The sequence below is a fragment of the Trinickia fusca genome, assembly GCF_003628145.1.
GTDB classification, from domain to species: domain Bacteria; phylum Pseudomonadota; class Gammaproteobacteria; order Burkholderiales; family Burkholderiaceae; genus Trinickia; species Trinickia fusca.
Genome location: NZ_RBZV01000002.1, coordinates 524766 through 550473 on the forward strand (window position 1 = coordinate 524766; position 25708 = coordinate 550473).

At 61.0% G+C, this 25708-nt stretch carries 21 protein-coding genes and 1 pseudogene; 7 read left to right on the forward strand and 15 right to left on the reverse strand.

Features of this window, described 5'->3' with window-relative positions; translation table 11 throughout:
• The first annotated feature begins 85 nt into the window (after nucleotides 1-85).
• Nucleotides 86-910, forward strand: coding sequence for a DUF2242 domain-containing protein (locus tag D7S89_RS07110; protein ID WP_121276928.1), 825 nt, complete (start codon nucleotides 86-88; stop codon nucleotides 908-910).
• A gap of 70 nt (nucleotides 911-980) precedes the next feature.
• Here the strand turns inward: D7S89_RS07110 and D7S89_RS07115 are convergent, their stop codons facing one another.
• On the reverse strand, nucleotides 981-2375 hold the full coding sequence (locus tag D7S89_RS07115) for a phosphomannomutase/phosphoglucomutase (RefSeq protein WP_121276929.1): 1395 nt from the start codon (nucleotides 2373-2375) through the stop codon (nucleotides 981-983).
• Nucleotides 2376-2651: 276 nt separating this feature from the next.
• On the opposite strand from D7S89_RS07115, the gene D7S89_RS07120 reads away from it, so the two are divergent.
• The 5 genes from D7S89_RS07120 to D7S89_RS07140 all read left to right on the forward strand — a co-directional run bounded on the left by D7S89_RS07120 (nucleotide 2652) and on the right by D7S89_RS07140 (nucleotide 8140).
• Nucleotides 2652-3908, forward strand: a complete 1257-nt coding sequence (locus D7S89_RS07120; RefSeq protein WP_121276930.1) for a lipopolysaccharide biosynthesis protein — start codon at nucleotides 2652-2654, stop codon at nucleotides 3906-3908.
• The gene (locus D7S89_RS07125; RefSeq protein WP_121276931.1) at nucleotides 3905-4738 is read left to right on the forward strand and encodes a glycosyltransferase; all 834 of its coding nucleotides are present in this window, start codon (nucleotides 3905-3907) and stop codon (nucleotides 4736-4738) included. The genes D7S89_RS07120 and D7S89_RS07125 overlap by 4 nt, the downstream gene beginning before the upstream one ends.
• A 17-nt stretch (nucleotides 4739-4755) precedes the next feature.
• On the forward strand, nucleotides 4756-5892 hold the full coding sequence (locus tag D7S89_RS07130) for a glycosyltransferase family 4 protein (RefSeq protein ID WP_121276932.1): 1137 nt from the start codon (nucleotides 4756-4758) through the stop codon (nucleotides 5890-5892).
• Nucleotides 5893-5918: 26 nt separating this feature from the next.
• Nucleotides 5919-6941, forward strand: a complete 1023-nt coding sequence (galE, locus tag D7S89_RS07135) for a UDP-glucose 4-epimerase GalE (protein ID WP_121276933.1) — start codon at nucleotides 5919-5921, stop codon at nucleotides 6939-6941.
• A gap of 95 nt (nucleotides 6942-7036) precedes the next feature.
• A complete protein-coding gene (locus D7S89_RS07140) occupies nucleotides 7037-8140 on the forward strand; it encodes an MraY family glycosyltransferase (protein ID WP_121277338.1) in 1104 nt (367 codons plus the stop codon).
• A 149-nt stretch (nucleotides 8141-8289) separates the two neighbouring features.
• Here the strand turns inward: D7S89_RS07140 and D7S89_RS07145 are convergent, their stop codons facing one another.
• On the reverse strand, nucleotides 8290-9477 hold the full coding sequence (locus D7S89_RS07145) for an acyltransferase family protein (RefSeq protein ID WP_121276934.1): 1188 nt from the start codon (nucleotides 9475-9477) through the stop codon (nucleotides 8290-8292).
• Between the two features lie 88 nt (nucleotides 9478-9565).
• Between D7S89_RS07145 and D7S89_RS27730 the strand changes: the two are divergent.
• Nucleotides 9566-9753 (forward strand): annotated as a pseudogene (locus D7S89_RS27730) (glycosyl transferase); the annotation flags it as partial.
• Nucleotides 9754-9828: 75 nt separating this feature from the next.
• On the opposite strand, the gene D7S89_RS07150 reads toward D7S89_RS27730, so the two are convergent.
• The 13 genes from D7S89_RS07150 to D7S89_RS07210 all read right to left on the reverse strand — a co-directional run bounded on the left by D7S89_RS07150 (nucleotide 9829) and on the right by D7S89_RS07210 (nucleotide 25382).
• A complete protein-coding gene (locus D7S89_RS07150; RefSeq protein ID WP_121277339.1) occupies nucleotides 9829-11718 on the reverse strand; it encodes a polysaccharide biosynthesis protein in 1890 nt (629 codons plus the stop codon).
• Between the two features lie 5 nt (nucleotides 11719-11723).
• Nucleotides 11724-12755 (reverse strand): MraY family glycosyltransferase, encoded by a 1032-nt coding sequence (locus D7S89_RS07155; protein WP_121276935.1) that lies wholly within the window; start codon nucleotides 12753-12755, stop codon nucleotides 11724-11726.
• Between the two features lie 7 nt (nucleotides 12756-12762).
• Nucleotides 12763-13719 carry a UDP-glucose 4-epimerase family protein gene (locus D7S89_RS07160; RefSeq protein ID WP_121276936.1) on the reverse strand — a complete coding sequence of 319 codons (957 nt, stop codon included), beginning with the start codon at nucleotides 13717-13719 and terminating at the stop codon, nucleotides 12763-12765.
• The gene (locus tag D7S89_RS07165; protein WP_121276937.1) at nucleotides 13716-14591 is read right to left on the reverse strand and encodes a glycosyltransferase family protein; all 876 of its coding nucleotides are present in this window, start codon (nucleotides 14589-14591) and stop codon (nucleotides 13716-13718) included. The genes D7S89_RS07160 and D7S89_RS07165 overlap by 4 nt, the downstream gene beginning before the upstream one ends.
• Before the next feature lie 219 nt (nucleotides 14592-14810).
• A complete protein-coding gene (locus D7S89_RS07170) occupies nucleotides 14811-15266 on the reverse strand; it encodes a GtrA family protein (RefSeq protein ID WP_245982738.1) in 456 nt (151 codons plus the stop codon).
• 12 nt (nucleotides 15267-15278) lie between these two features.
• Nucleotides 15279-17417, reverse strand: coding sequence for a hypothetical protein (locus D7S89_RS07175; RefSeq protein WP_147426607.1), 2139 nt, complete (start codon nucleotides 17415-17417; stop codon nucleotides 15279-15281).
• A gap of 246 nt (nucleotides 17418-17663) precedes the next feature.
• The gene (locus D7S89_RS07180) at nucleotides 17664-18635 is read right to left on the reverse strand and encodes a glycosyltransferase family 2 protein (protein WP_121276939.1); all 972 of its coding nucleotides are present in this window, start codon (nucleotides 18633-18635) and stop codon (nucleotides 17664-17666) included.
• Nucleotides 18636-18773: 138 nt separating this feature from the next.
• Entirely contained in the window at nucleotides 18774-19508 is a 735-nt protein-coding gene (locus tag D7S89_RS07185; protein ID WP_121276940.1) for an ABC transporter ATP-binding protein, read from the reverse strand.
• A 2-nt stretch (nucleotides 19509-19510) separates the two neighbouring features.
• Nucleotides 19511-20281 (reverse strand): ABC transporter permease, encoded by a 771-nt coding sequence (locus D7S89_RS07190; RefSeq protein WP_121276941.1) that lies wholly within the window; start codon nucleotides 20279-20281, stop codon nucleotides 19511-19513.
• Between the two features lie 164 nt (nucleotides 20282-20445).
• On the reverse strand, nucleotides 20446-22395 hold the full coding sequence (locus D7S89_RS07195) for a glycosyltransferase (protein ID WP_147426608.1): 1950 nt from the start codon (nucleotides 22393-22395) through the stop codon (nucleotides 20446-20448).
• Complete coding sequence (locus tag D7S89_RS07200) at nucleotides 22332-23867, reverse strand: hypothetical protein (RefSeq protein WP_121276943.1); 1536 nt, start codon at nucleotides 23865-23867, stop codon at nucleotides 22332-22334. The genes D7S89_RS07195 and D7S89_RS07200 overlap by 64 nt, the downstream gene beginning before the upstream one ends.
• On the reverse strand, nucleotides 23860-24966 hold the full coding sequence (locus D7S89_RS07205; protein WP_121276944.1) for a DegT/DnrJ/EryC1/StrS family aminotransferase: 1107 nt from the start codon (nucleotides 24964-24966) through the stop codon (nucleotides 23860-23862). Before D7S89_RS07205 ends, D7S89_RS07200 begins: the two co-directional genes overlap by 8 nt.
• Nucleotides 24966-25382, reverse strand: a complete 417-nt coding sequence (locus D7S89_RS07210) for a sugar 3,4-ketoisomerase (RefSeq protein ID WP_121276945.1) — start codon at nucleotides 25380-25382, stop codon at nucleotides 24966-24968. Before D7S89_RS07210 ends, D7S89_RS07205 begins: the two co-directional genes overlap by 1 nt.
• Nucleotides 25383-25708 lie beyond the last annotated feature (326 nt).

The following is a 25708-nucleotide window of genomic DNA, read 5'->3' on the forward strand; positions in this document are numbered from 1 at the left end:
ACGTCACGTCGTTCCCGGGCGGATCGCACTACAATGCACGTCGTTCGAATCGTGCCGTACCGCAAGCGCCCTCGTTTAACCGATCATGCTCAATCCGTTTCGCCCCATCCGCCTCGCCTTGCCGTTCGCGGTGCTCGCCGCGTCGGCAGTGCTGACCGCGTGCTCGAGCACGCCTGCCCCCAAGTTTCAGCAGGAAATGTTCGATACGGGCGCGAGCCCCTTCTCGCGCACGGTCAGCGCCAGCGGCGCCGAAGCTTGTGAAGCGGCTCGCCGCGCGCTGCTCAACCAGGGCTATCTGACGACGGCCGCGCGCGCCGATACGATCGATGCGACGAAAGACTTTCAGCCGACCGGCGAATCGCACGTCACCGTCGACTTTCACGTCGTCTGCACAGACGGCGAAGAGGCCGACGGCACGAGCACGATCTATGCGAACGCCGTGCAAAGCGGCTATACGCTGAAGAAAAGCGACACGTCGGCCACCGTGGGCCTGAGCGTCCTCGGTTCGGTTTCGCTGCCGATCCGCTCGAACAGCGACGCGATGGTGAAGATTTCGAGCGAGACGATCCAGTCGGCCGCGTTCTACGACCGCTTCTTCCAGTATGTCGACCGCTACTTGCGGACCGTCGTGAAATCGACGCCCGTGCCGGCCGCGCCGATCTCGACAAGCGAGTTGCCCCGAGTCACCGCCCCGACGTCGGCGTCGCCGCTGTCGGCGCCGCTGACCGAAACAGCAAAGCACGGCGATACAGCAAAGCACGGCGATACCGCCACACCGCCTGCTGCGGCATCGGAGGCGGAGGCGCGAGCCCCTTCGGCAGCTTCACCGGCTTTGGCGGCGCCACCGGCTTCCGCGGCTTCGACTGCTTCCGCTCCCTCAGCCGCCTCCGCCGTCGAAGCACCACGCTAACGCAGCGCCCGCCCCTTCCCGCCCATGCCGCGCTCGCCTTTCGAGCGCGGCACCTCACACCTGGCGATGCTCAGAACGGCAGCTTTGCGTCGGGCTTGGCCGCCAGAATCACGCGCTTGAAGTCGTTCTGGATACGCGTGAGCGCTTCCTGGCTGTCCGCCTCGAAGCGCATCACGACGACGGGCGTCGTATTCGACGAGCGCGCGAGCCCGAAGCCGTCCGGGTACTCCACCCGCAAGCCGTCGATCAACACGATCTCGTCCGCCCCTTCGAAACGCGCCTCCTTCTGCAGGCTCGCGATCAGCGCGAAGTTCTCGCCCTCTTCGAGCTTCAGTTGCAGCTCGGGCGTCGACAGCGAATTCGGCAGATCATTGAGCACCTTGCTCGGATCGGACACGCGCGCGAGCAATTCGAGCAAGCGCGCGCCCGTATACAGGCCGTCGTCGAAGCCGTACCAGCGGTCCTTGAAGAACACGTGGCCGCTCATCTCGCCCGCGAGCGGTGCACCCGTCTCGCGCAGCTTGGCCTTCACGAGCGAGTGACCCGTCTTCCACATCAGCGGTTCGCCGCCCTTCTCGCGCACCCACTTCGCGAGATTGCGCGTGCATTTGACGTCGTAGATGATCTGCGCGCCGCGATGGCGGGCCAGCACGTCCTCGGCGAACAGCATGAGCTGACGGTCGGGGTAGATGATCTGTCCGTCCTTCGTGACGACGCCAAGCCGGTCGCCGTCGCCGTCGAAGGCAAAGCCAAGTTCGGCATCGGTGCGCGCAAGCTCGCGAATCACGTCCTGCAGATTCTCGGGATGGGCCGGATCGGGATGGTGGTTCGGGAACGTGCCGTCGACGTCGGTGAAGAGCTCGACGAGTTCGCACCCGAGGGCCTTGAACAGACGCGGCGCAAGCGCACCGGCCACGCCGTTGCCGGCATCGAGCACGATCTTCATCGGCCGCGCGAGCTTGATGTCGCCGACGATACGCTCGACGTACTTGTCTGCGATGTCGTATTGCGCATAGCTGCCCGCGCCCGCGGCAAAGTTCTGCTCGGTGATGCGACGATAAAGCGCTTGAATCTGCTCGCCGTAGATCGCGGCGCCGCGCAGCACCATCTTGAAGCCGTTGTAATCAGGCGGATTATGACTGCCCGTCACGACGATGCACGAATCGACGCTGCGTTCGCCACCCGGCAAGGCGAGCGGCACGCTCGCCGCGAAATAACCGACCGGCGTCGGCACCATGCCGATATCGACGACATCGACACCTGCCTCGCGCAATCCGTCGGCCAGTGCCGCGATGAGCGAGGGCCCGGACAGGCGGCCATCGCGCGCGACGACGACGGCATCGCCGCCTTGTGCGCGAACCTCGCTGCCGAACGCACGACCGATCAGACGCGCCACATCGGCATCGAGCGTCTTGCCGACGATGCCACGAATGTCATACGCCTTGAAGATGGATTGGGAAATCATGGATTGGCTCTCAATGGCTGCAAAAGAAAAAGATCAAAGCAAGGGCACGGTGCGTCAAAACCAGGCATGCCCAGGGCACTGCCTCACGCTACCTACCGCGCATCCGCGGCAGCGGGGGGGCGTGCGGACATTCCAACTTATAATTGCGGTTTTTCGACCGGCGCACGTCGCGCCCATTTTAATGCCTAGACGCTTCCCAGCCGCGTATTCGTTAGTCGACGCGGCCCGACCGACCGCCGACAGCGTCGCACGAGCAAGAATCCCACCGCACCCCACATGCTGAAGCGCCTCGCGAACCCGGACGTCGCCAAAGCCGTCGCGAACATTGTCTGGCTCGGGCTCGAGCGGCTCACGCAGATCGTCGTCGCGATTGCGGTGAGCGGTCTGCTGGCCCGTTACTTCGGCCCCGATGTATTCGGCAAATGGCAATACGCGAACACGCTGCTGCTCGTGCTCGCCCCGATCACCTGGGTATGCGGCGCCGAGATCCTCGTCCCCACGATCGTGCATCGCCCCGCTGCCGAACTGGGCACCGTGCTCGGCAGCGCGTTTGCGCTGCGCATTGCCGTGTCCGCGCTCGCGCTCGTGGCCACGTGGGCCGCCATCGCGGCCGGCGTGACCGACCCGACGGTCGGCGCGATGCTGGCGGGACTGGCCGTCACCATGATCTTTCGCGAGCCGTTCATCGGCGTGATCAACTCGTGGCTGCAAAGCATGACCTACAGCAAGCCGCAGCTGGTCACGAGCATGGCGACGGCGCTCGTCAAGGCTGGACTCGTCTACCTGCTCGTGCGCCTGGCCGCGACGCCTGCGCGCTTTGCGTGGCTGTGGGCGCTTGAAGCGGCCGCGATCGGCGGCGTGCTGATGGTCTATTACGTGCGCCGCCAAGGCGGTACGCTCGGCTGGCGCATCGACCGGGCGCTGCTGCGTCATTTCGCAAGCGCCGGCACCGTGTTCTGGATCGGGCTCGTCTGCATGTACCTGTTCCTGAAGCTCGATCGGCTCATGCTCGAACGCGCGATCTCGTTCGCCGACCTCGGGCGTTACTCGGCCGCTCAACAGATCAACGAGAACTGGATCGCGCTCGGGCTCATGCTCGCGCAGACGATCGCGCCGGCCTTCGTCTACCGCGTGCAGGACATTGCAAGCCTGCGCCGCAACGTAAAACGCCTGATGCTGCTCGCGGCCGCCATCATGATTAGCGGCGCGTGCGTGCTCGATGCGCTGGCGCCACTGGTCATCACGCGCGTGTTCGGCCCCAACTATGAGGGCGCCATTTCGATCTTCCGCTGGTGCGTGTGGCTCTCCGTGCCGGCCGGCATCGAAGCGATCGGCAACCTCGTCGTGCTCAAGTATCAAGCGAAGTTCGTGCTGCTCGCGAAGTGGCTGCTCGCGCTTGGAGTCGCTTTCGTCGTCAATCTGATCGCTATCCCGCGCATCGGTTCGTACGGCGCCCTCGTGGGACTCGCGGCCGGCTATCTGGCCGCTGCGTCGGTCAATCTTTACTACATCCGTTTGAAGCTGCGCCCATGACGACGCCCTCCTCCCTCCCTGCCGGACACGACGCACTCACCGACGTGACGGTGCTGATGCCCGCGTACAACGCGCAGGACGACGTCGAGCGCACGCTGGCCTCGTTCGTCGAGCATGCCCCCGTGCGCGTGCTGATCGTCGACGACGGCAGTACGCCGCCGATCGTCGCACCCACGCTACCCAATCTCGTCGTCGAGATCCTGCGCATGCCGCAAAACGGCGGCATCGAGCGCGCGTTGCAAGCCGGCATCGACGCCCTGGCCGCACGCGGCTGCCGGTACGCGGCGCGCATCGATGCCGGCGATCTCGCCGCGCCGGGACGGCTCGCGAAGCAACGCGCCTATCTCGAGGCACACCCGAACGTCGCGGGCGTCGGCATGTGGACACAAGTCGTGTCGCGCGACGGACAACCGTTGTTCATGCTGCGCCCGGCAACCGAGCCCGACGCCATCCGTCGCCTGCGGTTCCTGCGCTCGCAGTTCGTGCATCCGGCGATGATGCTGCGCGTGGATGCCGTGCGCGCCGTCGGCAATTACCGTATCGCCTATCGGGCGGCCGAGGACCTCGATCTGTTCCTGCGGCTGATGGAGCGTTACGACTGCGCCAATCTGCCCGAACTCGGGCTCTACTATGAACTCAACGAAGGCGGCATCAGCGCGACCAAGCGCCGTCGACAGATCGTCTCGACGCTGCGGCTGCAGATGCGCTATTTCAACGTCACGAATGTCTGCGACTGGCTGGGCCTCGCGAAGAACCTGCTGCATCTGGTGACGCCCTACACGGCGCTGGGCCGCGTCAAGCGTGCGCTGTTCGCCACGCACTCGGCATAATTCACGCAACATCCGTCATGACGCGTACCGCACCGCTTTCCGTCTGCCTCGTCTGCAACACTGCCTGGGCGATCTACACGTATCGTCAGGGGCTCATCCGCATGCTCGTCGCCCAAGGAGCTTTGGTGACCGTGCTCGCGCCACGCGACCGCACGTTCCCGCTGCTCGAGAAAATGGGCTGCCGCTGCATCGACCTGCCGGTCGCCTCGAAAGGCACCAATCCACGCCATGACCTGGGCACGCTCTGGGCGCTGTACCGCCACTACCGCACGATCAAGCCCGACGTCACGTTCCACTACACGATCAAGCCCAATATCTATGGCTCGGTTGCCGCGTGGCTCGCGCGTGTGCCGTCGATTGCCGTGACCACGGGGCTCGGCTACGTCTTCATTCAGCAAAGCCATGCCGCACGCGTCGCCAAGGCGCTGTACCGCTTCGCGTTCCGCTTCCCGCGCGAGGTGTGGTTTCTGAACCGCGACGATCTGGCCGCGTTCCTCGACGGCCGGTTGCTCGCGCACCCCAAGCGGGCGCGCCTGCTGCACGGAGAAGGCGTCGATCTCGAACACTTCGCCTACACACCGTTGCCGAACGCGCAGCACTTCACGTTCATTCTGATCGGCCGCCTGCTTTGGGACAAAGGCGTGCGCGAATACGTCGAAGCCGCGCGTACACTGCGCGCACGGTATCCGCATGCCCGGTTTCAAGTGCTGGGGCCGGCCGGGGTCGACAACCCGAGTGCGATCGCGCTCGAGGACGTGCGGGCCTGGCAGGACGAAGGCGTCATCGAGTATCTGGGCGAGGCGCACGACGTGCGCGCACACATCGCGGGTGCCGACTGCGTCGTGCTACCGTCGTATCGCGAGGGGGTGCCGCGAACCCTGATGGAAGCCTCGGCAATGGGCCGGCCGATCGTCGCAACGGACGTACCTGGCTGTCGCGAGGTGGTGGCGGACGGCGCAACGGGCTTGCTGTGCGCAGCGAAAGATGCTGCCAGTCTCGCCGCGAAGCTCGCGCAGATGCTAGAGATGAGCCGCGACGAACGGCGCGCGATGGGCGAGCGCGGCCGCGCGAAGGTCACCGCGGAATTCGACGAAGTATCGGTGGTCGAACGCTATCGGCAGACGTTACGCGAACAGACTGGCGTATCCCTTTGACTCTTACGCAGAAACGGAGAATGGCAATGGCCGAGAAAGGCACGATTCTGGTGACGGGCGGCGCGGGCTACATCGGCTCGCACACAGCCGTGGAACTGCTGGCGAGCGGCTATGACGTCGTCATCGTCGACAACCTCGTCAACAGCAAGCGCGAGGCCGTGCGTCGTATCGAGCAAATCGCCGGGCGCGCCGTCGCTTTCTACGAAGCAGACGTATGCGATGCACAAGCGCTCGAGCGCATCTTCGACGCGCATCCGATCAGCGCCGCCATTCACTTCGCGGCGTTGAAAGCGGTCGGCGAATCGGTGGCCAAGCCGATCGCCTACTATCGGAACAATCTCGACACCCTGCTCGTGCTGCTCGAAGTCATGCAGGCACGCAACGTCAAGCGCTTCGTGTTCAGCTCTTCAGCGACCGTCTACGGCGTGCCCGAGCGATCGCCGATCGACGAGACGTTTCCGCTGTCTGCGACCAATCCGTATGGTCAGTCCAAGCTGATCGCCGAGCAGATCCTGCGTGACGTCGAACGCGCCGATCCCGCCTGGCGCATCGCTACGCTGCGCTACTTCAATCCAGTCGGCGCCCATGAGAGCGGGCTCATCGGCGAAGACCCGGCCGGCATACCGAACAACCTGATGCCGTACGTCGCGCAGGTGGCGGTCGGCAAGCTCGAGAAGCTGCGCGTGTTCGGCGACGACTACGACACACCCGATGGCACAGGCGTGCGCGACTACATTCACGTCGTCGACCTTGCGCGCGGCCACATCGCGGCACTCGATGCACTCGCGGCCCGCGACGCGAGCCTCACCGTCAACCTCGGCACGGGGCGCGGCTACTCGGTGCTCGAAGTCGTGCGCGCGTTCGAGGCCGCGTCCGGACAACGCGTGGCGTATGAGATCGTCGCGCGGCGTCCCGGCGACGTGGCGCAGTGCTATGCGAGCACGGCCGCGGCCGAGCGGCTGCTGGGCTGGCAAGCGCAGTACGGCATCGAGCGCATGTGCGCCGATCACTGGCGCTGGCAGTCGCACAACCCGAAAGGCTTTGCCTGATCGGTACCGCGGGCGTGGCTGATCGTGGCGGGGTGTCATCCCGGCCCCGGGTTGATTCGTTTGTATAATTCGCCGTCCGTTTTTTGGCCACGCTCATGCTCAGTTTCGCGCTCGCATTCCTCGTTTCACTGCTCCTCACGCTATTGATCGTGCGCTATGCGCACACGCATGTGAAGTTTGCCGCCGACACCGACTTGGCCGGCGTCCAGAAATTTCACGCGCGACCGGTTCCGCGCGTCGGCGGGATCGGCATCCTGATCGGGCTTGCCGTCGCCGCGCTGCAGTTGCACGGCGCCTATCCGGCCGTCTCGCGCGGCATTCTGGCGCTGGTCGCATGCGGCATGCCGGCGTTCCTGTCGGGGCTCATCGAAGACCTCACCAAGCGCGTCACGCCGACCGTACGCCTCGTCGCCACGATGGGCGCGGCGGCACTCGCCTACTTTCTGCTCGATATCGCAGTCGTGCGCATCAGCGTGCCGCCGCTCGACTTCGTGCTCTCGTATGCGGCCGTCTCGTGCCTCGTGACGGTATTGGCGGTCGCTGCGCTCGCGAACGCGGTCAACATCATCGATGGCTTCAATGGCCTCGCGTCGATGGTCGCCTTGATGATGTTCGCCTCGCTCGCGTACGTCGCGTTCCGGCTGTCGGACCCGATCGTGCTGTCGGCCTCGCTGATCATGATGGGCGCCGTGCTGGGGTTCTTCATCTGGAATTTCCCGGCGGGCTTGATCTTTCTCGGCGACGGCGGCGCCTACTTCATCGGCTTCATGCTGGCCGAGCTCGCGATTCTGCTCGTCATGCGCCATCGCGAGGTGTCGGCTTGGTATCCGGTGCTGTTGTTCGTTTATCCGATCTTCGAGACATGCTTCTCGATCTATCGGAAGAAGTTCGTGCGCGGCATGTCGCCCGGCATCCCCGACGGCGTGCATCTGCACATGCTCGTGTATAAGCGGCTCATGCGCTGGGCGGTGGGTGCGAAGACGGCGCACGAGCTCACGCGGCGCAATTCGCTCACGTCGCCTTACCTATGGCTGCTATGTCTGGTGGGGGTGATTCCGGCGACGCTGTTCTGGCAGCACACGGTGCACTTGTTCGCGTTCGTCGTGGTGTTCGCAGCCACTTACGTGTGGCTTTACGTGAGCATCGTGCGATTCAGGTCGCCGCGGTGGTTGGTGGTGCGGCGGGCGCGCAGCAAGTAACCTCGCACCAAGCGCAGCGACGGGCGGTATCCGTGCTGCTCGGAAAAGCGGCGCACCTCCCCGATTCGCCAGTTGGCCGTCAGCGAGTGCGATGCATTTTGGCATCGCTGCCCAGACGCCCCCCTCGCTCGGCCATGCAGCCCATCACATCAACTGCTGGCAGCAACCTGCAACCCGGTGCGGAACGTCATCCTGCTACCGACCGACCGGCCGTACTCGATGCACGGGCGCTCGATCGTCGCATAAACGATCGAGGCGACGATGCACAAGACGAGCGCACCGCCCCCCGTAATTAGCCAGAAATACAGCACGTTGCCTGATACAAGCATGTTTCGCATCAGCGCGTTATCGAAGCCGACTGAAAAGACGAAGCCGTGCAGCAAGTAAATGGAGTAGCTGACGTGGCCCAAGCGGACCGCCGGGCGCGCGTTGAAGAGACCGAACATCGCCGCCCCGTTGCACACCAGGAAGAAGAATACGGCGAGCGGCAACGACTGCCCGATCGAGTACGGGCCGGTGTGAACGATCCACGGACCCGCCAGGGCGATAAGCGCCAACGCCGAAAGCAGCCATTCGGCGACCCGGAAGCGCAAGCCGGCTTCGCGAAGCGAGGCCGTCATCATGCCAACGGCAAACAGCACCGTGAAGTGCCAGATTCCATGTGAGGCGATGATCGTTCCGACGATCGAGGCGCAGAGCAGCAGAGCCGCAACGACGAGGTGCCAGCGGCCCTGGGCGACGACGGAAAGCGGCAAGAGGGCGAAGTAAAACTTCCACTCGTAGCTGAGCGTCCATACCACGCCGGCGAGGATCAACGCGGTTTGTGGCACTTGATTCACGTCGAGCCCCGGTAGCAAGCCGAGGCCGAACCAGTGCAACACTTCTCGCAGAACGGCCATCGCCGGCTCGTGCAGCGCCCAACCGGACCGGACTGTCACAACGAACAGCATGCAGACGATCGCCAGACCATAGACGGGCGCAATGCGGAAGAGTCGTCCGATATAAAGCGCCGTCCAATTGAGACGGCCCCCCTTCGCGACTAGCTTCCCCCAAAACAGGTAGCCGGTGATCATGAAAAAGAGGCTGACGGCGACGCTGCCCAGCAGTGGATAAAAGGGGTTCGCCGGCGGAAGCCATACGCCCGTCTGCATCCAATGGCGAGCAATGACGGCGTGATGCAGCATCACGCTGAGCGCGAGATAACCCCGTATCCCATCGAGAGAGCCGACGCGACTGCCGCCCTCGGCCGCCGCATCGTCGACGAACCGCCAGCAGCGCAGCGAAAATAACGCCGTAACGGCCCCGAGAATGAGGAAATAGGAAAGCAATTGGTCCATGTTCTTATTGTCGTGTTTCGGCTGCCCGGCCTTGAGCTAGCGAGGCGCTTGCTTGGCCGCCGGGGCGGCCAAGCAAAGCTGCGCGTGAGATCTCACACGGCGCAATTCACTGACGTCGTCTTATTTGAGATTGCTACGCCTGGTAGAGCGTGATTCCGGCGACGCTCTTTTGGCAGCACACCGTGTACTTAATATCTTCGTCGTATTGCGTCATTACGTACGTTTGGCTTTATGCGAGCAGTGCGATTCAGGTCGCTACGGTGGCGGGTGTGGTGATACCGGCGCAAAACCCTCCGGTAGTTCAGGCACAGGGCGAAGAGAAGAGCGCACGACACAACGTGCGCTCGCGCTTCAGGAACGTGCGGCTGCCTGCGACTGCGACGAGACGGCCTGCAGCACTGGCACGCTGGTCGGTCGGTATTCCGGCACCCAACGGCGCAAGTCGCGGCGCACCTCGTCGTCGGACGGCACGCGATGCTGCGTGAGCCAGGCCAACAAGTCGTCGAGCAACGGATCCTGCACCTCTCTTGCCTGCGCAATACGCAGCTTGGGATGCGGCGTACGTGTCGTTGTCTCGTCGTCGGCAAGCAGTTCTTCGTAGAGCTTTTCTCCGGGTCGCAGCCCCGTGAATTCGACGCGGATCTGCTCGTCCGTATAACCACAGAGCCGAATGAGGTCGCGCGCCAAATCGACGATGCGGACCGGCTGGCCCATATCGAGAATGAAGATCTCGCCCCCCTGTCCCATGCTCGACGCCTGCAGTACCAGCTGCGAGGCCTCCGGGATCGTCATGAAAAAGCGCGTAATGTCAGGGTGAGTGACCGTAACGGGCCCGCCCTTCGCAATCTGTTGCTGAAACTTCGGAATGACGCTGCCCGCGCTGCCGAGCACATTCCCGAACCGCACCGTTTCGAACTGCGTGCGCTCGCTCATTTGCTGCAACGCCTGACAGACCATTTCCGCCAGGCGCTTGCTCGCGCCCATCACGTTCGTGGGATTGACGGCCTTGTCGGTCGAGATCAACACAAAGCGGTGCACGTCGTTGCGGATCGCCGCACGCGCGACGCGATAGGTACCCAGCACGTTGTTACGCACGGCTTGCCACGCATTGAGCTCCTCCATCAACGGGACATGTTTGTACGCGGCCGCGTGATAAACGATGTGCGGCACGTATCGCGACATCACCTGGTCGAGCAGCAGCGAGTCTTTCGCATCGCCGACGATCGGCACGACCGATAGCTCGGGAAAGCGCTCGCGCAGCTCCTCTACGAGCCGGTACATCGCGTACTCGGAAGCATCGAATGCAACGAGCTGAGCCGGTGCGAAGCGCAGAATCTGCCGGCAAAGTTCCGATCCGATCGACCCACCCGCCCCTGTCACCATCACGACCCTGCCGCGCAACAACGCTTCGACATGCGGGGTATCGATATTGACGGGTTCGCGGCCGAGAAGATCCTCCAGATCGATTTGGCGGACTTGAGACAGAAACCCCTGGCCGGGAACCAGTGTCATCAAGGAAGGCAATACCATTGCGCGTACGCCCGCGCGAACACACGAAGTTGCGACGGACCGCTGCGCCTCCACCGAAGCCGACGGGATCGCAATGATCGCGTGCTCGACCTTCAACGAACTGGCCCAGTGCGCCAAATCGCCGATCGGGCCAAGCACCTTGTAGCCATAGATCTCGCGGCCCCGCTTCGAAGGATCGTCGTCGAGCAGTCCGACGAGGCGCCATTCACTCGAACGTGCCAGCTCGCGTGCCAAGCTGGCACCCGCGCTACCGGCGCCAAGGACCAGAACAGGCTTACCTTGTGCCACCAACGCGCCGTAAAGATAAAACTCCTTGGTGGTACGGTAGATCGCACGCGCACCGCCCATCAGCAAGAACAGCAAGATCGGCGAAACGACGACGACCGAACGCGGGGTGATCGGCATCGGCTGCACGAGCAGGGACGCCACCATCGTGATCAACGCGCCTGCCGCCACGGCTTTGCAGATGCGTACGAGATCGGGCAGGCTCGCGAAGACCCACATCCCGCGATATAGGCCGAATATGCGGAACATGAAGCCGTAGGCCGGAAGCACCCAGCCTAGTGCGCGCAGGGCCCCAAATAGAAATTCAGGAGGAATCGATCCGTTGAAGCGGATCAGATAAGCGACCAGCCAAGCCGCGAAAACAGCGCAAAGATCGAACAGAAATGCGCAGAACGACAGCCACGAGGCCTTGTTATTTCGAAACATTGGCATCACCCCTCAGCTTGTCCTAAAACGTTTGCTCGAAAGCGCTTCCAGCGCGCATCGATGGCTACACCGATCAACATCAGCACAACGGCCCACGAACCGACAATGCACCACTGAATCAATATCGGGCGACCCAACGCCCAAACGGCGAGCGCCGTGCCCGCAAGCATGACGGCATACCAGCAAAGCGCCGTGCGAGCATGTCCAACGCCCGAGCGCACCATACGCTGATAGTAGTGCTCACGATGCGCTTGCCAAAACTTTTCGCCACGTAACAGGCGTCGGGCCAGCGTCACCGATGCATCGCCAATGAACGGCGAGAACGTCATGACCGGAAACCAGATCGGCCAGATGCCACCACGCCAGCCCCAATATCCCAATGCGCCGGCCAGGAATCCGAGCGGGATCGATCCTGCGTCGCCGAGAAATATGCGCGCCGGGTGGAAATTGAAGACGAGGAAGCCCGCGGCGGCACCCGCTGTTGCTACGCAGATGAGGCCAAGCTCCGGCGTCACGTGCGGCGCCATCCACGCGGCCAACGCATAGCCACCGAAGCCGAACAGCGCCATTCCGCCCGCGAGACCATCTGCACCGTCCATGAAATTGTATAAGTTGACAAGCCACGTCAGCAAAATCGACATGACGGCAAGCAGCCACCAAGGTGCCGCGGCACGATAGGCGAAGACCACTGCCACCACCGCCATGAGGTGTGCGGCGAACCGTACGCGTGCCGGCAACCCACGACGGTCATCGATCTGCGAGATCGCGGCAAGAAAGGCTGTGCAAACGGCGATGAGCCACAAATGAGGCGCTGCAGCGAAAATGGCGACGATCACCATCGGCACGACCCCCCACCCGCCGACGCGCGGCGTTGGCCGCTCGTGCAACGAACGCTCATTGGGAATATCGGTCGCGAGCCGCCATGCGAAGCCTGTTTTCAACAAGCCAAACAAAATAGCCGCGCAGCCGAGCGACGCTGCAATAGCGACGATCAACAATATGGACAACGAATAAAGACCGTTTTGTTCGAAGACCATGTCTGCCTTAATGCGTCGCCCGGTACCACCGGACAGTTCTCGCGAGAGCGTCGTCGAGCGAATGGCTCGGCTGCCAACCCAGCACAGCGCGAATGTGGGCACTGTCCACGCGCAGATTACTGGTCAGCCGCTCGACTTGTGGCAGACGCCCTGTTACTCGACCGACGAAATTCAGCCACTTGGGCGGCACGGGCAGTAGCCGCGCAGGCTTTTGCAAATGCTCGCCGATGGCACGCGCCAACTCGGCCACAGTGAGGTATTCGGCATCGGCCACATGGAAACATTCACCCGCTGCACGGGCATCCGCGACGCAGCGCGCGATTGAATCGGCCAGATTATCGACGTAGACGAGGCTGCGGCGGGCATCGATGGCGGCCAATGGCAATGGAATCCCGGTAGCGACCGCGTGCATCAGGGAAAAGAAATTTGCCCCGACGCCCGGGCCATACACAAGCGGTGGACGAATGATGACCACCTCCAATCCGGAATGCTTGCCGAACTGCCGCAGGGCGCCCTCGGCCTCGAGCTTCGAGCGCCCGTAGGCGTCCTGCGGGGACGCCGGATCGTCTTCGCGCAACGGCCAGCCCGGATCCGTTTCGGCGACGGCCTTGATACTGCTCACGAACACGACGCGGCGAACACCATTTTCATGTGCCGCTTTCGCCACCCGGAGGGTGCCTTCGACGTTTGTAGCGCGAAAGGCAGCGAGCGGATCAACGGACCTCTCCCGCATTACATGCACACGGGCCGCAAGATGAACGACGCAGTCGGCCTGCAAGTTGCGCGGCCACGTGCGCCCGATCTCCTCGAAGTCCGCCCCCGTCAGCACCCATTCGTCGACGCCGGCGATGCACGTACCCGCTTGCCTGACCACTCCCGTGACGCGGTGTCCAGCCCCCACCAGCGCGCGACAAACCGCGCGGCCGACGAATCCGTTGGCACCAGTGACGACGATGCGGCTCACAACCACTTCCAGCCGAACCGGTTGTAGAACTTGAAGGCGGACGCCATGAACATACGGATATGCGCCGCGCCTTTGCGCGCCGCGCCTCCGCCGTGATGGACGGCACGCACTGCCGGGACATAGACCACGCGCGTGAGTTCATGCGCGCGCAGGCTCAGGTCATAGTCCTCGAAGTAAAGGAAATACCGCAGATCGAAGCCTGAGAGGCGCTTGAGGACCTCAGTGCGAAACAACATGAAGCAGCCGCTCACGATCAAGGGATCCCACACGACATCGTTGCCGTTGATGACATCGCGCATTTCATAGCGCCCAAGACGGCTGGCGAAGCAGCGCCGGATAGCTTCGGGAAGGAAGCCGCGCACGAACAAATCGAGTACGGTCGGGTAGCGGCGGCACAAGTACTGAATGCCGTGCTCATCGTCATCGATGCGAGGCGCCACCAGACCGGCCTCGGGATGTCCATCAAGAAAGTCGAGCGCGCTCACAAAAACATTCGCGTCCATATCGATGTCCGGGTTCAGGACAAGGTGAAACCGGCTGGTCGCCCGCTCGATCGCCAAATTATGGCCGCGACCATAACCAATGTTGCCGTGCCCACCCAAAACGGTATGAACGATGCCTTGCTTGGCCAGCAAGGCGAGTGAATGGGCGATGTCCGGCTCGGGGAGCCCCCCGTTGTCGACGATAAAAAGCGTCAGCGGAACTTGCCCCCGAGCTTCGCGCAGCCGGCCATATGCCTCGGCCACGCTCGCAAGCGTCCGATTAAGGAGGGCAATGTCAGGCCGATAAACGACCACTGAGATCGACAAGCCCGCCTCGCCAGTCGAGGAGGCTTGCGAAACCGCTAAGTTCGAAGAATCTGGTCTATCCATTCACTACAGGCCGGCCGAACCTTCCATAGGCCGAAAGTGTGCTCAAGTTCGCAGACCGAGGCAACGCCCAGTTACGTTTCTTTGCGAAAATTCGTATTTCGCGACACAAAATCGCCCAGGGAGCGTTGCAAAAAATATGAGGGGCTAGTAGCGCGGCAATCAACGGCGACCGCTGCCCCCGTTGCTTGCGGGACCACCCTGCGCCCAAGCGCAGGCACCTCAGATGTTAGGGTGTCTATCCCATTGCTGGCGAAAAACCCACATCTTCGCCGAAACGAAATTCACGATCATCCCCGCGATCGAGCCCGCAGCCACGGCCAGCAACGGTCGAAGTTTGCCGTCAGTGAAGACCGACATGACCGTGTAGTAGGCCGCAAAATTGACGAGCCCGCCCACGGACATTGCAGCCATATAGTTGGCCCATTCACGAAACGCGCTTCGGGATTCATCGGCGGCGAAAGTGAACCGCCGATTGATGAACCATGTCACGTAAGCCGCACAGAAAAAGGATACGAGCCGCCCAACGAAATAGTTGAGCGAGCACGCCAGCAGCGCATACAGGACTATGGCATCGACGACAAAACCCATCGTGCCGACAACGCCAAACCGCAAAAACTGGGATGTAGTCCCGTTCAGCGGGAACACCCGGCAGATCAGATCGCGTATGAAATTCAAGTTCTTTCCCGGCTATCCGCAGACTCGCTGACGAAGGAATGGTACAGGCTGATATCGGAAGGTCACCGCGATGTCGCCATTCGGCACGATAGCCGACCGAAACAGCCCCTCATAGGGCTCCGTCTCGACAGGTTCACCGTTGACGCAGGCCTTCCAGCCTGGCGCATGGACGTCCCCTAGCACGATACGACGCGCCTGTGGAGAATGGCACCGAACCGATACCGAGGTCATCTCGAACGAAGTGACCTCGCAAGCGCTTTCGGTCCCGTCAGGCGCAATGGCCATGGCACGCGCAAGTGGATTGCCAAGCTCCCAAATTTCGTACGCACCTGGAGCATCAAGTACGTGGGCCCAGGTACTGCCGCTGAGTTCCGCCCGAATCCGCTTGATTTCGCTACCCATTGCGTCGGAGCCGCCGCTGTGGTCGAGCGTAGGTCTGTAGAGCAACACATATCGCACACCCAAACGCCGATAGGCGGAGCTATCGTAGTTCGGCGATAGGGTTGTGAACTGCTTGGGAGAGGATTGCAGATTCTCCGCCCCGATGACGTGATTGTATGAACTCAAGCTGATCGGCGAATAGCCTTGCGTGGAGAACACACGATATGCGATCGGCATCGATGCGCCAAGCGGTCCACCAAGCGCCTCCATCCGGAACGAAGGATTCGTCCCCGCGACGCCATGATCCCGCAGGAAAGCAATCGTCTGGCTCAACGCCCCGTCCCTTCCGGCAGCCGCTTCGCGGTTGGCATACATCATCGCCAACTCCGATCCACGCACATGGGGTGCAAACGGAGATACGATGCGTCCAACGGTGGCGATGTCGACGATCGTCAGACCAATTAAAGCGGGAGCCATCCACCGTCGAGAATCGACACGGCGACACCATTGGACCGCGACGAGAACAGCTGCGACCACGCCGAGCCGTCGCCCGAAAGAATGAAATACGATGAGAAGGTCATTGAAATGGCCTTGCGCCTGTGCATAACGTACCAGTAGCGCAAGCGGGACACCAAGTGCCACGAGCCATAACGACACGATCGCAAACCGCGCCATCCCCTGCGGCATGCGAGCTCGCTCGAATTTCGGGGATATGGCGATCAACAGCGCGACGAACAGGTTCAGAAAATACGCACCGTCCGCCGGGCGCCGAAATGCCGAAAAACCTGGCAGATGATTGAACATGGCGCCGTACACTGGCGTGTTCGTGCCCATTGCGAAAACGAACCAGAACACGGCGCTGCACAAGCACAGGCTCGCCATACCTGATATGCGCCGGCGTTGAAAGGTCGCCGTAATTAGAACGAGCGCGGGGACCAGCCCGATGTACAGGTAGTCTTCGGAGAGATCGGTCGGCGCCCATACACCGCTTTGTGGGCCATGTACGCCGAACAGGCCTGGCAAATACAGGCTTGAGAGGTCAAAGAAAGGAAGCGACGAACCGCTCGAAGCCTGGAGACCCAAGGCGGCACGATTTGAAAACTTGACGAACTCGACGATAGCCGAAAGCGCGGGAGCGTCCACAAGCAATGCCAGCGCGCCTGCGACGGCCAACGCGATGATCGCCCTACCCCGCTGTCGTGCCTCGTTGAGATGAAACGCAACAAAGGGGATCAGGGCGAATGCCGACAGAAACACCACCTGGTTAGGATTGAGCGCCCCCGCGGCCAAAGCACCGGCGAATGCGAGCACGCTGAAGACGGAGGGTCGCAAGCAAACAACCCGCAACGTCAGTAGCTGCAGCGGTAAAAGCCCATAAGACACGATCTGCGGGACGTGTTCGAGCCGACTCGTCGCAACGCCTCCGACCATGAATACGAGCGCGCCCAGAATCGGAGTGAGCCAGTTGCCGCTGTATCGACGCGCATAGCGGACCAATGCCAAGCCACCGAGCAGCTCCATGGCGAGCGTCGTCACGTCGAACAAGTGAAGACCGAAATGACTACCCGACAGGACGCCGATCAATGTGTGCGGCGTAAAGATCATGCCTTGAGGATCGCCCAGCACCGGCGCGCCCCCATACATGAACGGGTTCCACCATGGTGCTTGACCAGCCCTGATTGCCGAAACGACGAACTTCACCTGCGGGAAGAACTCGTCGAAACTATCCCAAGGAATGAACGAAATCCCGCTCAGAAACTGTAAGTTCATGAGCACCCACGCGCCAACGATCACCAAAGCGGCGCGCCAAAATCCCTCTGTTGGCTCCGCAGCGTGCGCTCGCGACGCCGTATCGGTGGTTCGCTCATCAGAAAGGGCGGCGGACTCCGGCGCTTGCCTATCGGACTTGGATCTCAGCAACGTCTGAAACAGAAGAGCCAATGGAGTGGTCCCGAATCGAAGAGTTGACAGGCATCGGTGGACGCCCGCGGAAATGGGTGGTCTAGCTGCCAGCAATCAAACGCATCCGTCTTGCGACGGTGCTTCAGTTCGATCCAACTGAAAACAGCTTCTGATAAGATAAACCGGCCGCCGTTTGGATTCGATGTAAATGCGCCCGACATACTCGCCGATGATGCCGATACCGATCAGTTGAACACCTCCCATGAAGAGGATGCTCACGAGTAGCGAGGCGTACCCCGGCACAGCAACCCCTTTCACGAGCGTCTTGATGATGATCTCGCACGCGAAAGCAAACGAGAGCAAGGCGATTGTCGAGCCGAGGTAGAACCAGATCCGTAAAGGCGCGGTACTGAAGCTCGTCAATCCTTCAAGCGCAAAATTCCAGAGCTTCCAGGCCGAAAAGCTCGTCTCACCCGCACTTCTCGCTTCGCGTACGTAATCCACCATCGCAGTGCGAAAGCCCACCCACGCGAAAAGGCCTTTCATGAAGCGACGCGACTCGGGAAGATGCTTGAGCGCTTCGATGACCTCGCGCGACATTAAGCGGAAATCGCCTACGTTCTCCGGGATCTTGACATCGGCAAGCTTGTTATGGAAGCGGTAAAAGAGGAGGGCCGATTTCCGCTTCATGAAGGTGTCGGACCGACGGTCGACACGTCGAGCGACCACTACGTCGAACCCCTCTCGCCACTTGGCCACCATTTGGGGAATCAACTCAGGCGGATCCTGAAGGTCTGCGTCAAACGGGATGACGATGTCACCCTTGGCCTCGTCGAGCCCGGCCGTCAACGCCGCTTCTTTTCCAAAATTACGGGTCAGATCGATGACGCGGATGCGCGCGTCTCCGCGGGCTGCGGCGACCAACGCCTGGTAAGTTCCGTCACGGCTGCCATCGTTCACGCACACAATTTCGAAATCGACGCCGTCCAGGCCGTCCAGTATTGCCGTCACACGAGGAAAAAAATGTGCGATGGACTCCTGCTCGTTGTAAAACGGAACAACGAGCGATAGCAATGTGCGGTTCATCGTAGTGCAGCCCCGAATTTAAGAAAACATAACGCGTAGCATCACGCGCTGAGCGCCTTGACTCATTTTGGCGGTGGCGGCCTCCCATGCTGCCCATTCTTCCCTATTGGGCGACCATAAGAAGCGGATCGCCGCCGCTCAACGACCGGCTAGATATTCAGCGATGATCTGTTCCGGGGGCCCGTCGGCCTTGACCTGCCCATGGTCGAGCCATATGACGCGATTGCATAGAGACTTCAAAAGCTCCATGTCATGAGAAACGCAAACCATGATGCTAGCCTTGTCGATGAATTCGGCCATCCGTTTTTTAGCCTTCTCGATGAACGAGGCATCACCGCCTGCGAACACTTCGTCGAGAATGAGGATCTCCGGATGAACTGCCGTAGCGATCGCAAAAGCCAGCTTCATGTACATGCCGGTAGAATAATATTTCACCGGCGTGTCGATAAATTCCTGCAATTCGGTGAATTCAATAATACCCGCCTCCAGTCGCCGCAATTCATCCTTCGAATACCCAAGGATGCTGCCACTAAAGTAGATATTATCGCGACCACTAAATTCAGGATTGAAGCCCGCACCAATTTCTATCAAGGGCGCCACGCGACCACTGATTCGCACCTGCCCGGATTGGGCGGTATAAATCCTGCAGATCGTCTTGAGCAACGTGCTCTTCCCGGCGCCGTTATGCCCAACAATACCCACACGATCACCACGCTGAATCGTCAGACTTACATTTTTCAGCGCCCAAAAATCTGTAAAATTATTCCTAGCCTTCGACTTGAAGAAATGCAACACGTAGTCTTTCAAATTCGGCGTCTTATCATGATAGAGGCGAAATTTGAGCGAAACATCCGCCACCTCAATGCAGGACATAATCAAAGCCTAAAAATAAGTTTATGCTCAAAGGAGCGAAATACCGTGATTCCGAGCACAGCACTTGCAACCACCAAACCAAGCACCACTTCGATCGTTCCGATCGACGGAAGCTGCGACCGGTAGATGGGCGCGCGAAACAGCTCTATAAAATAAAACAAAGGGTTCAGCCGGATGAAAGCCTGCAACTTGGGCGACAGCGCCTCGGGCTGATACATGATTGGCGTCAAGAAAAACAAAGCCTGAAGAAGCACGCCGATAAGATGCTGCAAATCCCTGAAATACACCATCAGCACCGAAACGATGAGCGCCACACCTGTCGCAAAGACGTACAAAAGCAAGAAGGACAACGGCAAAAAGAATAGCGCCCAGCTCGCATGCGCCCCCACCACCAAGGCAATAACAAAAAGCGCAACGAGGCCGAAGAGAGAGTCCAGCAGACAGCCTGACGCCGTCGCTACCGGAAAAACTATTTTCGGAACGTAAACCTTCTTTATCAAACTCTCGTTCGCAACGATGGCGCTGCCCGCCTGGACAACACATCCGTTGAAAAAATTCCAGGGCACGGTGGCCGCAAACAGAAAAATAGCGTAGTCGCGCAGGCCAAAACGGAAAATATGCGAAAAGACTACCGCAGAAACCGTCATCATCATCAGCGGGTTCAGAATCGTCCACAGATAGCCAAAGACCGTGCGGCGATATCTCGCAAGCAGTTGCTGCGTTACCAGCTGAGACAATACATGTCGATAGTCATACAACTCTTTTGCTAGCATTCTCTAGATCGATGTAGCGCCGACACTTCGGCAGAGGGGACGGAGCATGAAATACGGCGATGCATCCGAGCGAGCCGGTGGAACGAACGCGTCCGCTGACAGGCGCGCAATTATAGCAGCCCCTGGCGTGGATCTCCCCTTGCGCCAGGGCCAACCAACAACCTTCATGACCTCACACGACCGTTTGCGAGCTTGCGCTTGACGCGGACGGCCAAACCACGCCCGCCGAGGTAAAGCCGCCGCACCGTCCAGATGCCGGGAACCCGCGCGGCGATGGCACGCAGGCGACTCCGGGAAATGGCCACCGGATACATGATCTTCGCCAACTCCGTCGCATACGCGATCACCTCGTTCGGCGTCATCTCCACGACCATCCGATCGCGGGCACGAAGCGCCTTTTGATAGTAGTCGTCGAGCTCCTTGAGGCGCGCACTCGCGTGATCGTTTCGCGCCGGAACGCGATAAGCCGAGGTCACACGCTCGATCAATTCGTAGCTTTCCTTCTGACAGTAGCGCACCCAGAGGTCCCAATCCTCCAGCCGATCGAGCTCAACATCGAAGCCCCCGAACCGGTCAAATAAATCGCGACGGAACAGGATGGCCTGAATAGGCATCAAGTTGTGATGCCAGATCGCCGCCCTTGAAAAGGGTTCGCGAACGGCAACATATCGGCCGACATCGCGATATCGCCACGGATCGTGACTGATCACCTCGGTGTCAATCTGGAACGCGAGTGAATAGATACCAGCGAGATCAGGGCGCTTGGCCAAACGCGGCGCAAGAACCTCGATGTGGTCCGCGTAGAGGAGATCGTCGTCGTCGAGGAAGCACGCATAAACGCCCTTGGCAGCAGCGAGGCCCACATTGCCGGCCACGCACCGCCCCGCCTTGGCAATAGGGTGATACTGCACGGCCGCCAACGAACCGCTCGCCGCGACTTCACTGACGAATGCCTGCGCCTGCGTCGAACCGTCTTCGACGACGACCAATTCGATGTTCGGATAGGTCTGGTGCAGCACGGAACGGACGGCCTCCTGCAACTTGCCGACGCGGCCCGCACAAGTTCGCACGATGATGCTGACGAGCGGAGCATCCGCAGGCAGCTCGCCGAACTCGACGAACGCTCCCTCCCGCGACTGCTCGTAATCCCATCCGCGAAAGCCGAACCGAATATCCGACTTCTTGCGTGTCCGCAAGAAGTACCAGCCATCACGCGCGATCTTTCGCAAACCCGCCAACAGCCCTTTCAAGCGACCTGGAACGGGCGTCGGGATCAAGAACAACCCCAAATACATCGACAAGCCAGCCAAGACCTCGGGCCGAGTGCCGTAACGAAGTCGCAAGAGAACGTTTGCCAGCGTGCTGCCAAAAAACTGGGCAGGCTTCAATTCATTGGCAGTCTCATACGTGTAGTGCCAACACACCGCGTCGACACAGTAGCGAAGCATGTAGCCATGATCGCGCAGTCGGTATGACAGCTCGACGTCTTCCCCATAAAGGAACAGCCTGGGCTCGTAACCGCCGACATGCTCGAAGGCAGAACGCCTGAACAATACGCACGCGCTCGACGCCCAATTGACCTCCAGCGTGACGGGGTCGTAGCACTTCGGATGTTCATAAGGCTTTTGCCTGAACTCCCATGCAGCAACGCGATCGTCATCCGTCGTCGCAGTGCGCACGACGTTCTCGATACCTTGCGAATCGAAGGTCAAGTCGACGTTCGTGACGAGACAAAAGGCGGCGTTTCCGCGGGCGATATTGGCGTTGTGTCCTCGCCCAAAACCGACGTTCTCGCCGGCATCCACCGACACCGCGGCAAAGCGATGGCCGTCCTCGGCAATCAACGCCCGCAAGGCATTGACGGTACCGTCCTGCGAGCCATTGTCGCGAACCAGCAAGGAAATCTTGTCGAGCGGGTATCGCTGAGTGGTCAGGCTGCGCCAAAACGACGCGATCCAACGTTCCGAGTTGAATGTGACGATCGAAACGTCGATGACGGGAAAATCAAAATTGTCTGGCATAGCGAGAAAAACGGAGCGCGAGCTGACTACTACAGCGAACCGGCGAAGGGCACTTTTTGGACGAACTTGCTGATGGCACGCGCCAGTTTCCAAGATCGAGAAGCATGAATCTCCTGGAGCGTCGCTTGCAATCGACCCGCCTCAGCAGCGAGCCGTTCGGCGGGCACGCCCAATCCGATATCGTCGAGCAGGATCTGAAGCGGATCGGACGTATAGTCGCGCAACGGCGGCGAAGGCAGCGCGTCATGCCCTGCTGCTATCGTCTTGCGCAACGCATCCAGCGTATGAAATTGATCGAAACGAGCTCGCGCCCACAATGCCTCCTGCTGCAGGCCCTGCGCATCCAACGCAGCCAGATGGGCCAGCAACTCGTCGGGCGTGCTCCACGAGTATCCCTGCGGATACAACATGTCTGTGGCGCCGTGGAAACGAGACAGGTAGCTCTGATGCGCGATGACTGGCGTCCCGGACCCGAGCGCCTCGACGGTCGCCCGCGCCCCCGCTACCGGAAAGGAGCCGATATAGACATCGACAGCCTCGTCCTGAAGGGCCTGCCAGACGCTCGGCACCCATTCTATGTAGGTGAATCTTTCGGCGGGAACACCCGCCCGGCGCATCCCTTCGGCAATGCACTCAAGCGTTGAATCCGACAGCACGCCTATGTGCACATGCGAACCTTGCGTCGCTGCGAGCATTCTCGGCACCAAATCGCCGTACTGGAACCGATATGGCTGCTCAAACTTGTTACGCGTGCCTGTCGAGCAGGTTCGCAACCCGCCGCCCGCCGTCAAGCTGCGTCGATGCAGCCCCGGGGCACCTCGATCCTCCGCGGTCAACGGCCAATAGACATTGGCGCGCATACCGAGCTGCTCCCGACAATTGTGATAGCCCGCCGGCGACGGGTCGACGTGCAGGTCGTACGGCAAAGTCACACCGAGGCAGAGATGGTGGTCGGCGTGATGATAGAAAATTGTCTGCGCCGCCAACGAAGGCTGCGCCGCAGCGATCGCGACGCTGTCCTGATGGTGATTGAAAAGCAGCAGATGCGTTGGACGCAGCGCTCGCAGGCGCGTCAGCGTCCATCTCAGCCGATCTTCAAGAGAGCCGTCAGGCACACATTCGATGTTGACGCTGTAGGCAGCGAATCGCCGCCGGATCACCTCGAGGTTCACCGTCCCGAGAACGTTCGTCAACAGAATGGTCGGATGCTCACCGAACGAGCCTGCTTTGAGCAGATCCTCGAGAACAGCCGTGTGCCCTCCGGTCGCATACAACTCAGTTGCCAGGTACACCGGGCCGACCGCCGCCCCCTCCGACATTTCGGCAACATTGTCAGCCGCCATTCGAGCAAGTACGCGCGCACCGAGCGCTTGGCAAAAATCGTCCAGCGATCGGTCGGCAAAAACCCGCGCGATCGCTCGAGGGTCTGCATTGACGGCCGTTACAAATTGCTGAACGAGCCGCAATGCATCACTGATTTCGTCAGCGTCGAGGCGTGCATTTGCCTCGCCCAGCAAGTCATCGACAGTCGGGTAAAGACCGCTTTCGGTGAGCGGCTTAACCATGCCCCTCCAACGCGGCAAGGAGCGCATCGCAGACCTCGTCAACCGCCTTGATCGTCATGTGCGGGCCCATCGGCAAACTCAGCACTTCGCGGCTCAGCGCCTCGGCAATCGGCATACTACCGGCCGAGAAGTCCATGGAAGCGTAGGCACCGGAACGCGACGGCGGGATTGGGTAGTGAATCTGCGTCGCAATGCCGCGCTCGGCCAAAAACTTAGCCACAAGCTCACGTTGCTGCACACGCACGACAAAGAGGTGCCAGACGGGCACGGCGCCATCGAGCACATTCGGCAGAATCAAATCGGCGCCCTTCAGGCGCGTCATGTAGTGCGCCGCGATCGCCCGGCGCCGCTCGTTCCACTCGTCGCACCGCTCAAGCTTGACGCGCAGAAACGCCGCTTGCAACTCATCGAGCCGCGTATTGAAACCGAGCGCATCATGATGGTATTTCTGACTCGAGCCGTAATTGCTGAGCTCACGAACACGTTTGGCAAGCGCGCCGTCATTGGTGACCACACACCCTGCATCGCCGAACGCCCCGAGATTTTTTCCGGGGTAGAAGCTGAACGCCGCCGCGCACCCAAGGCTGCCAGCAAGCCGACCATGGTAACGCGCCCCTTGCGCTTGAGCGGCATCTTCGATGACCTTCAGACCGCGCTCGCGCGCAAGCGCCAAAATCGGCTCCATGTCAGCGGACTGACCGTACAGGTGCACCGGCATGATCGCCTTCGTCCGCGGGGTAATCGCTTCGGCGATTCGGGCCGGATCGATGTTGTGCGTGGACGGGTCCGGCTCGACGGGAACGGGGGTCGCCCCCGCATGCGTCACTGCCAGCCAGGTCGCGATGAAGGTGTTGGACGGCACGATCACTTCGTCGCCGGGACCGATATCGAGCGCGCGCACGATCAGGCTCAGCGCATCGAGACCATTGCCGACGCCAATGCAATGCTCCACGCCGCAGAACCGGGCGAATTCTTTCTCAAACGCTTCAACTTCACGACCGAGGATGAACCACGACGAGTCCATGACTCGACGATAGGCTGCATCCAGTTCCGTCTTCAGTTCCTGATAGCCCGCCGACAAATCGAGAAATGGCACCATCACGCGAGCCCCTTCACTGCACGCAGAAAATCGTCGTAGTTGCGGTAGTAGTCCGACTCCGCATAATGCTCCGACGCAAGCGACAAACAGACCGAACCGGCTGAGAAGTCATCGATCTCGCGCCAGATCATCCGCGGCACATACAACCCCAGATACGGGCGATTCATATGAAAAGTCTTGCGCTCGCGCCCGTCGTCGACATGCACGTCGAAGCTGCCGGAGATGGCGACCAGCACCTGCTGAAGCTCTCGGTGGCTATGCCCGGCGCGGCTGGCACCGGCCGGCACATCGTAGATATAATAAACGCGCTGAATATCGAACGGGATCTGTTTTCCGCCCTCGATCGGGGTCAGGGAACCTCGCGGATCCAAAATGCGTGGAAACTCCAGTAACTGGCAATCTTTGACGCTAACCATAGGGGGGAATTTGAGTCGAAATTTGGGTCGGATCGAAATACGCGAATTCATCCGCGCTGACCCGAGAGAGAACAAGCCTGGCGTGCGCCGGCCCCGCCCTTTGCGCGGCCGTCCGCTCCACCCGGTTGTCCGGCCGGGCACGGGCATGTATATTACCGGCAGCCTCGCCGGCTGTCGAGAGCCGCCCCGCGTGAGCTGACGAGACAAGGCGGAGACAAGGCCCGGCAAGAGACGCGGCCGTTCCCGAGGTTCGCACGGGAGTAGGCAAGCCCGCACTCCTCGCCCAACCCAAACCCTTTTATTCGAAAAACTGGCCACGGTGACGT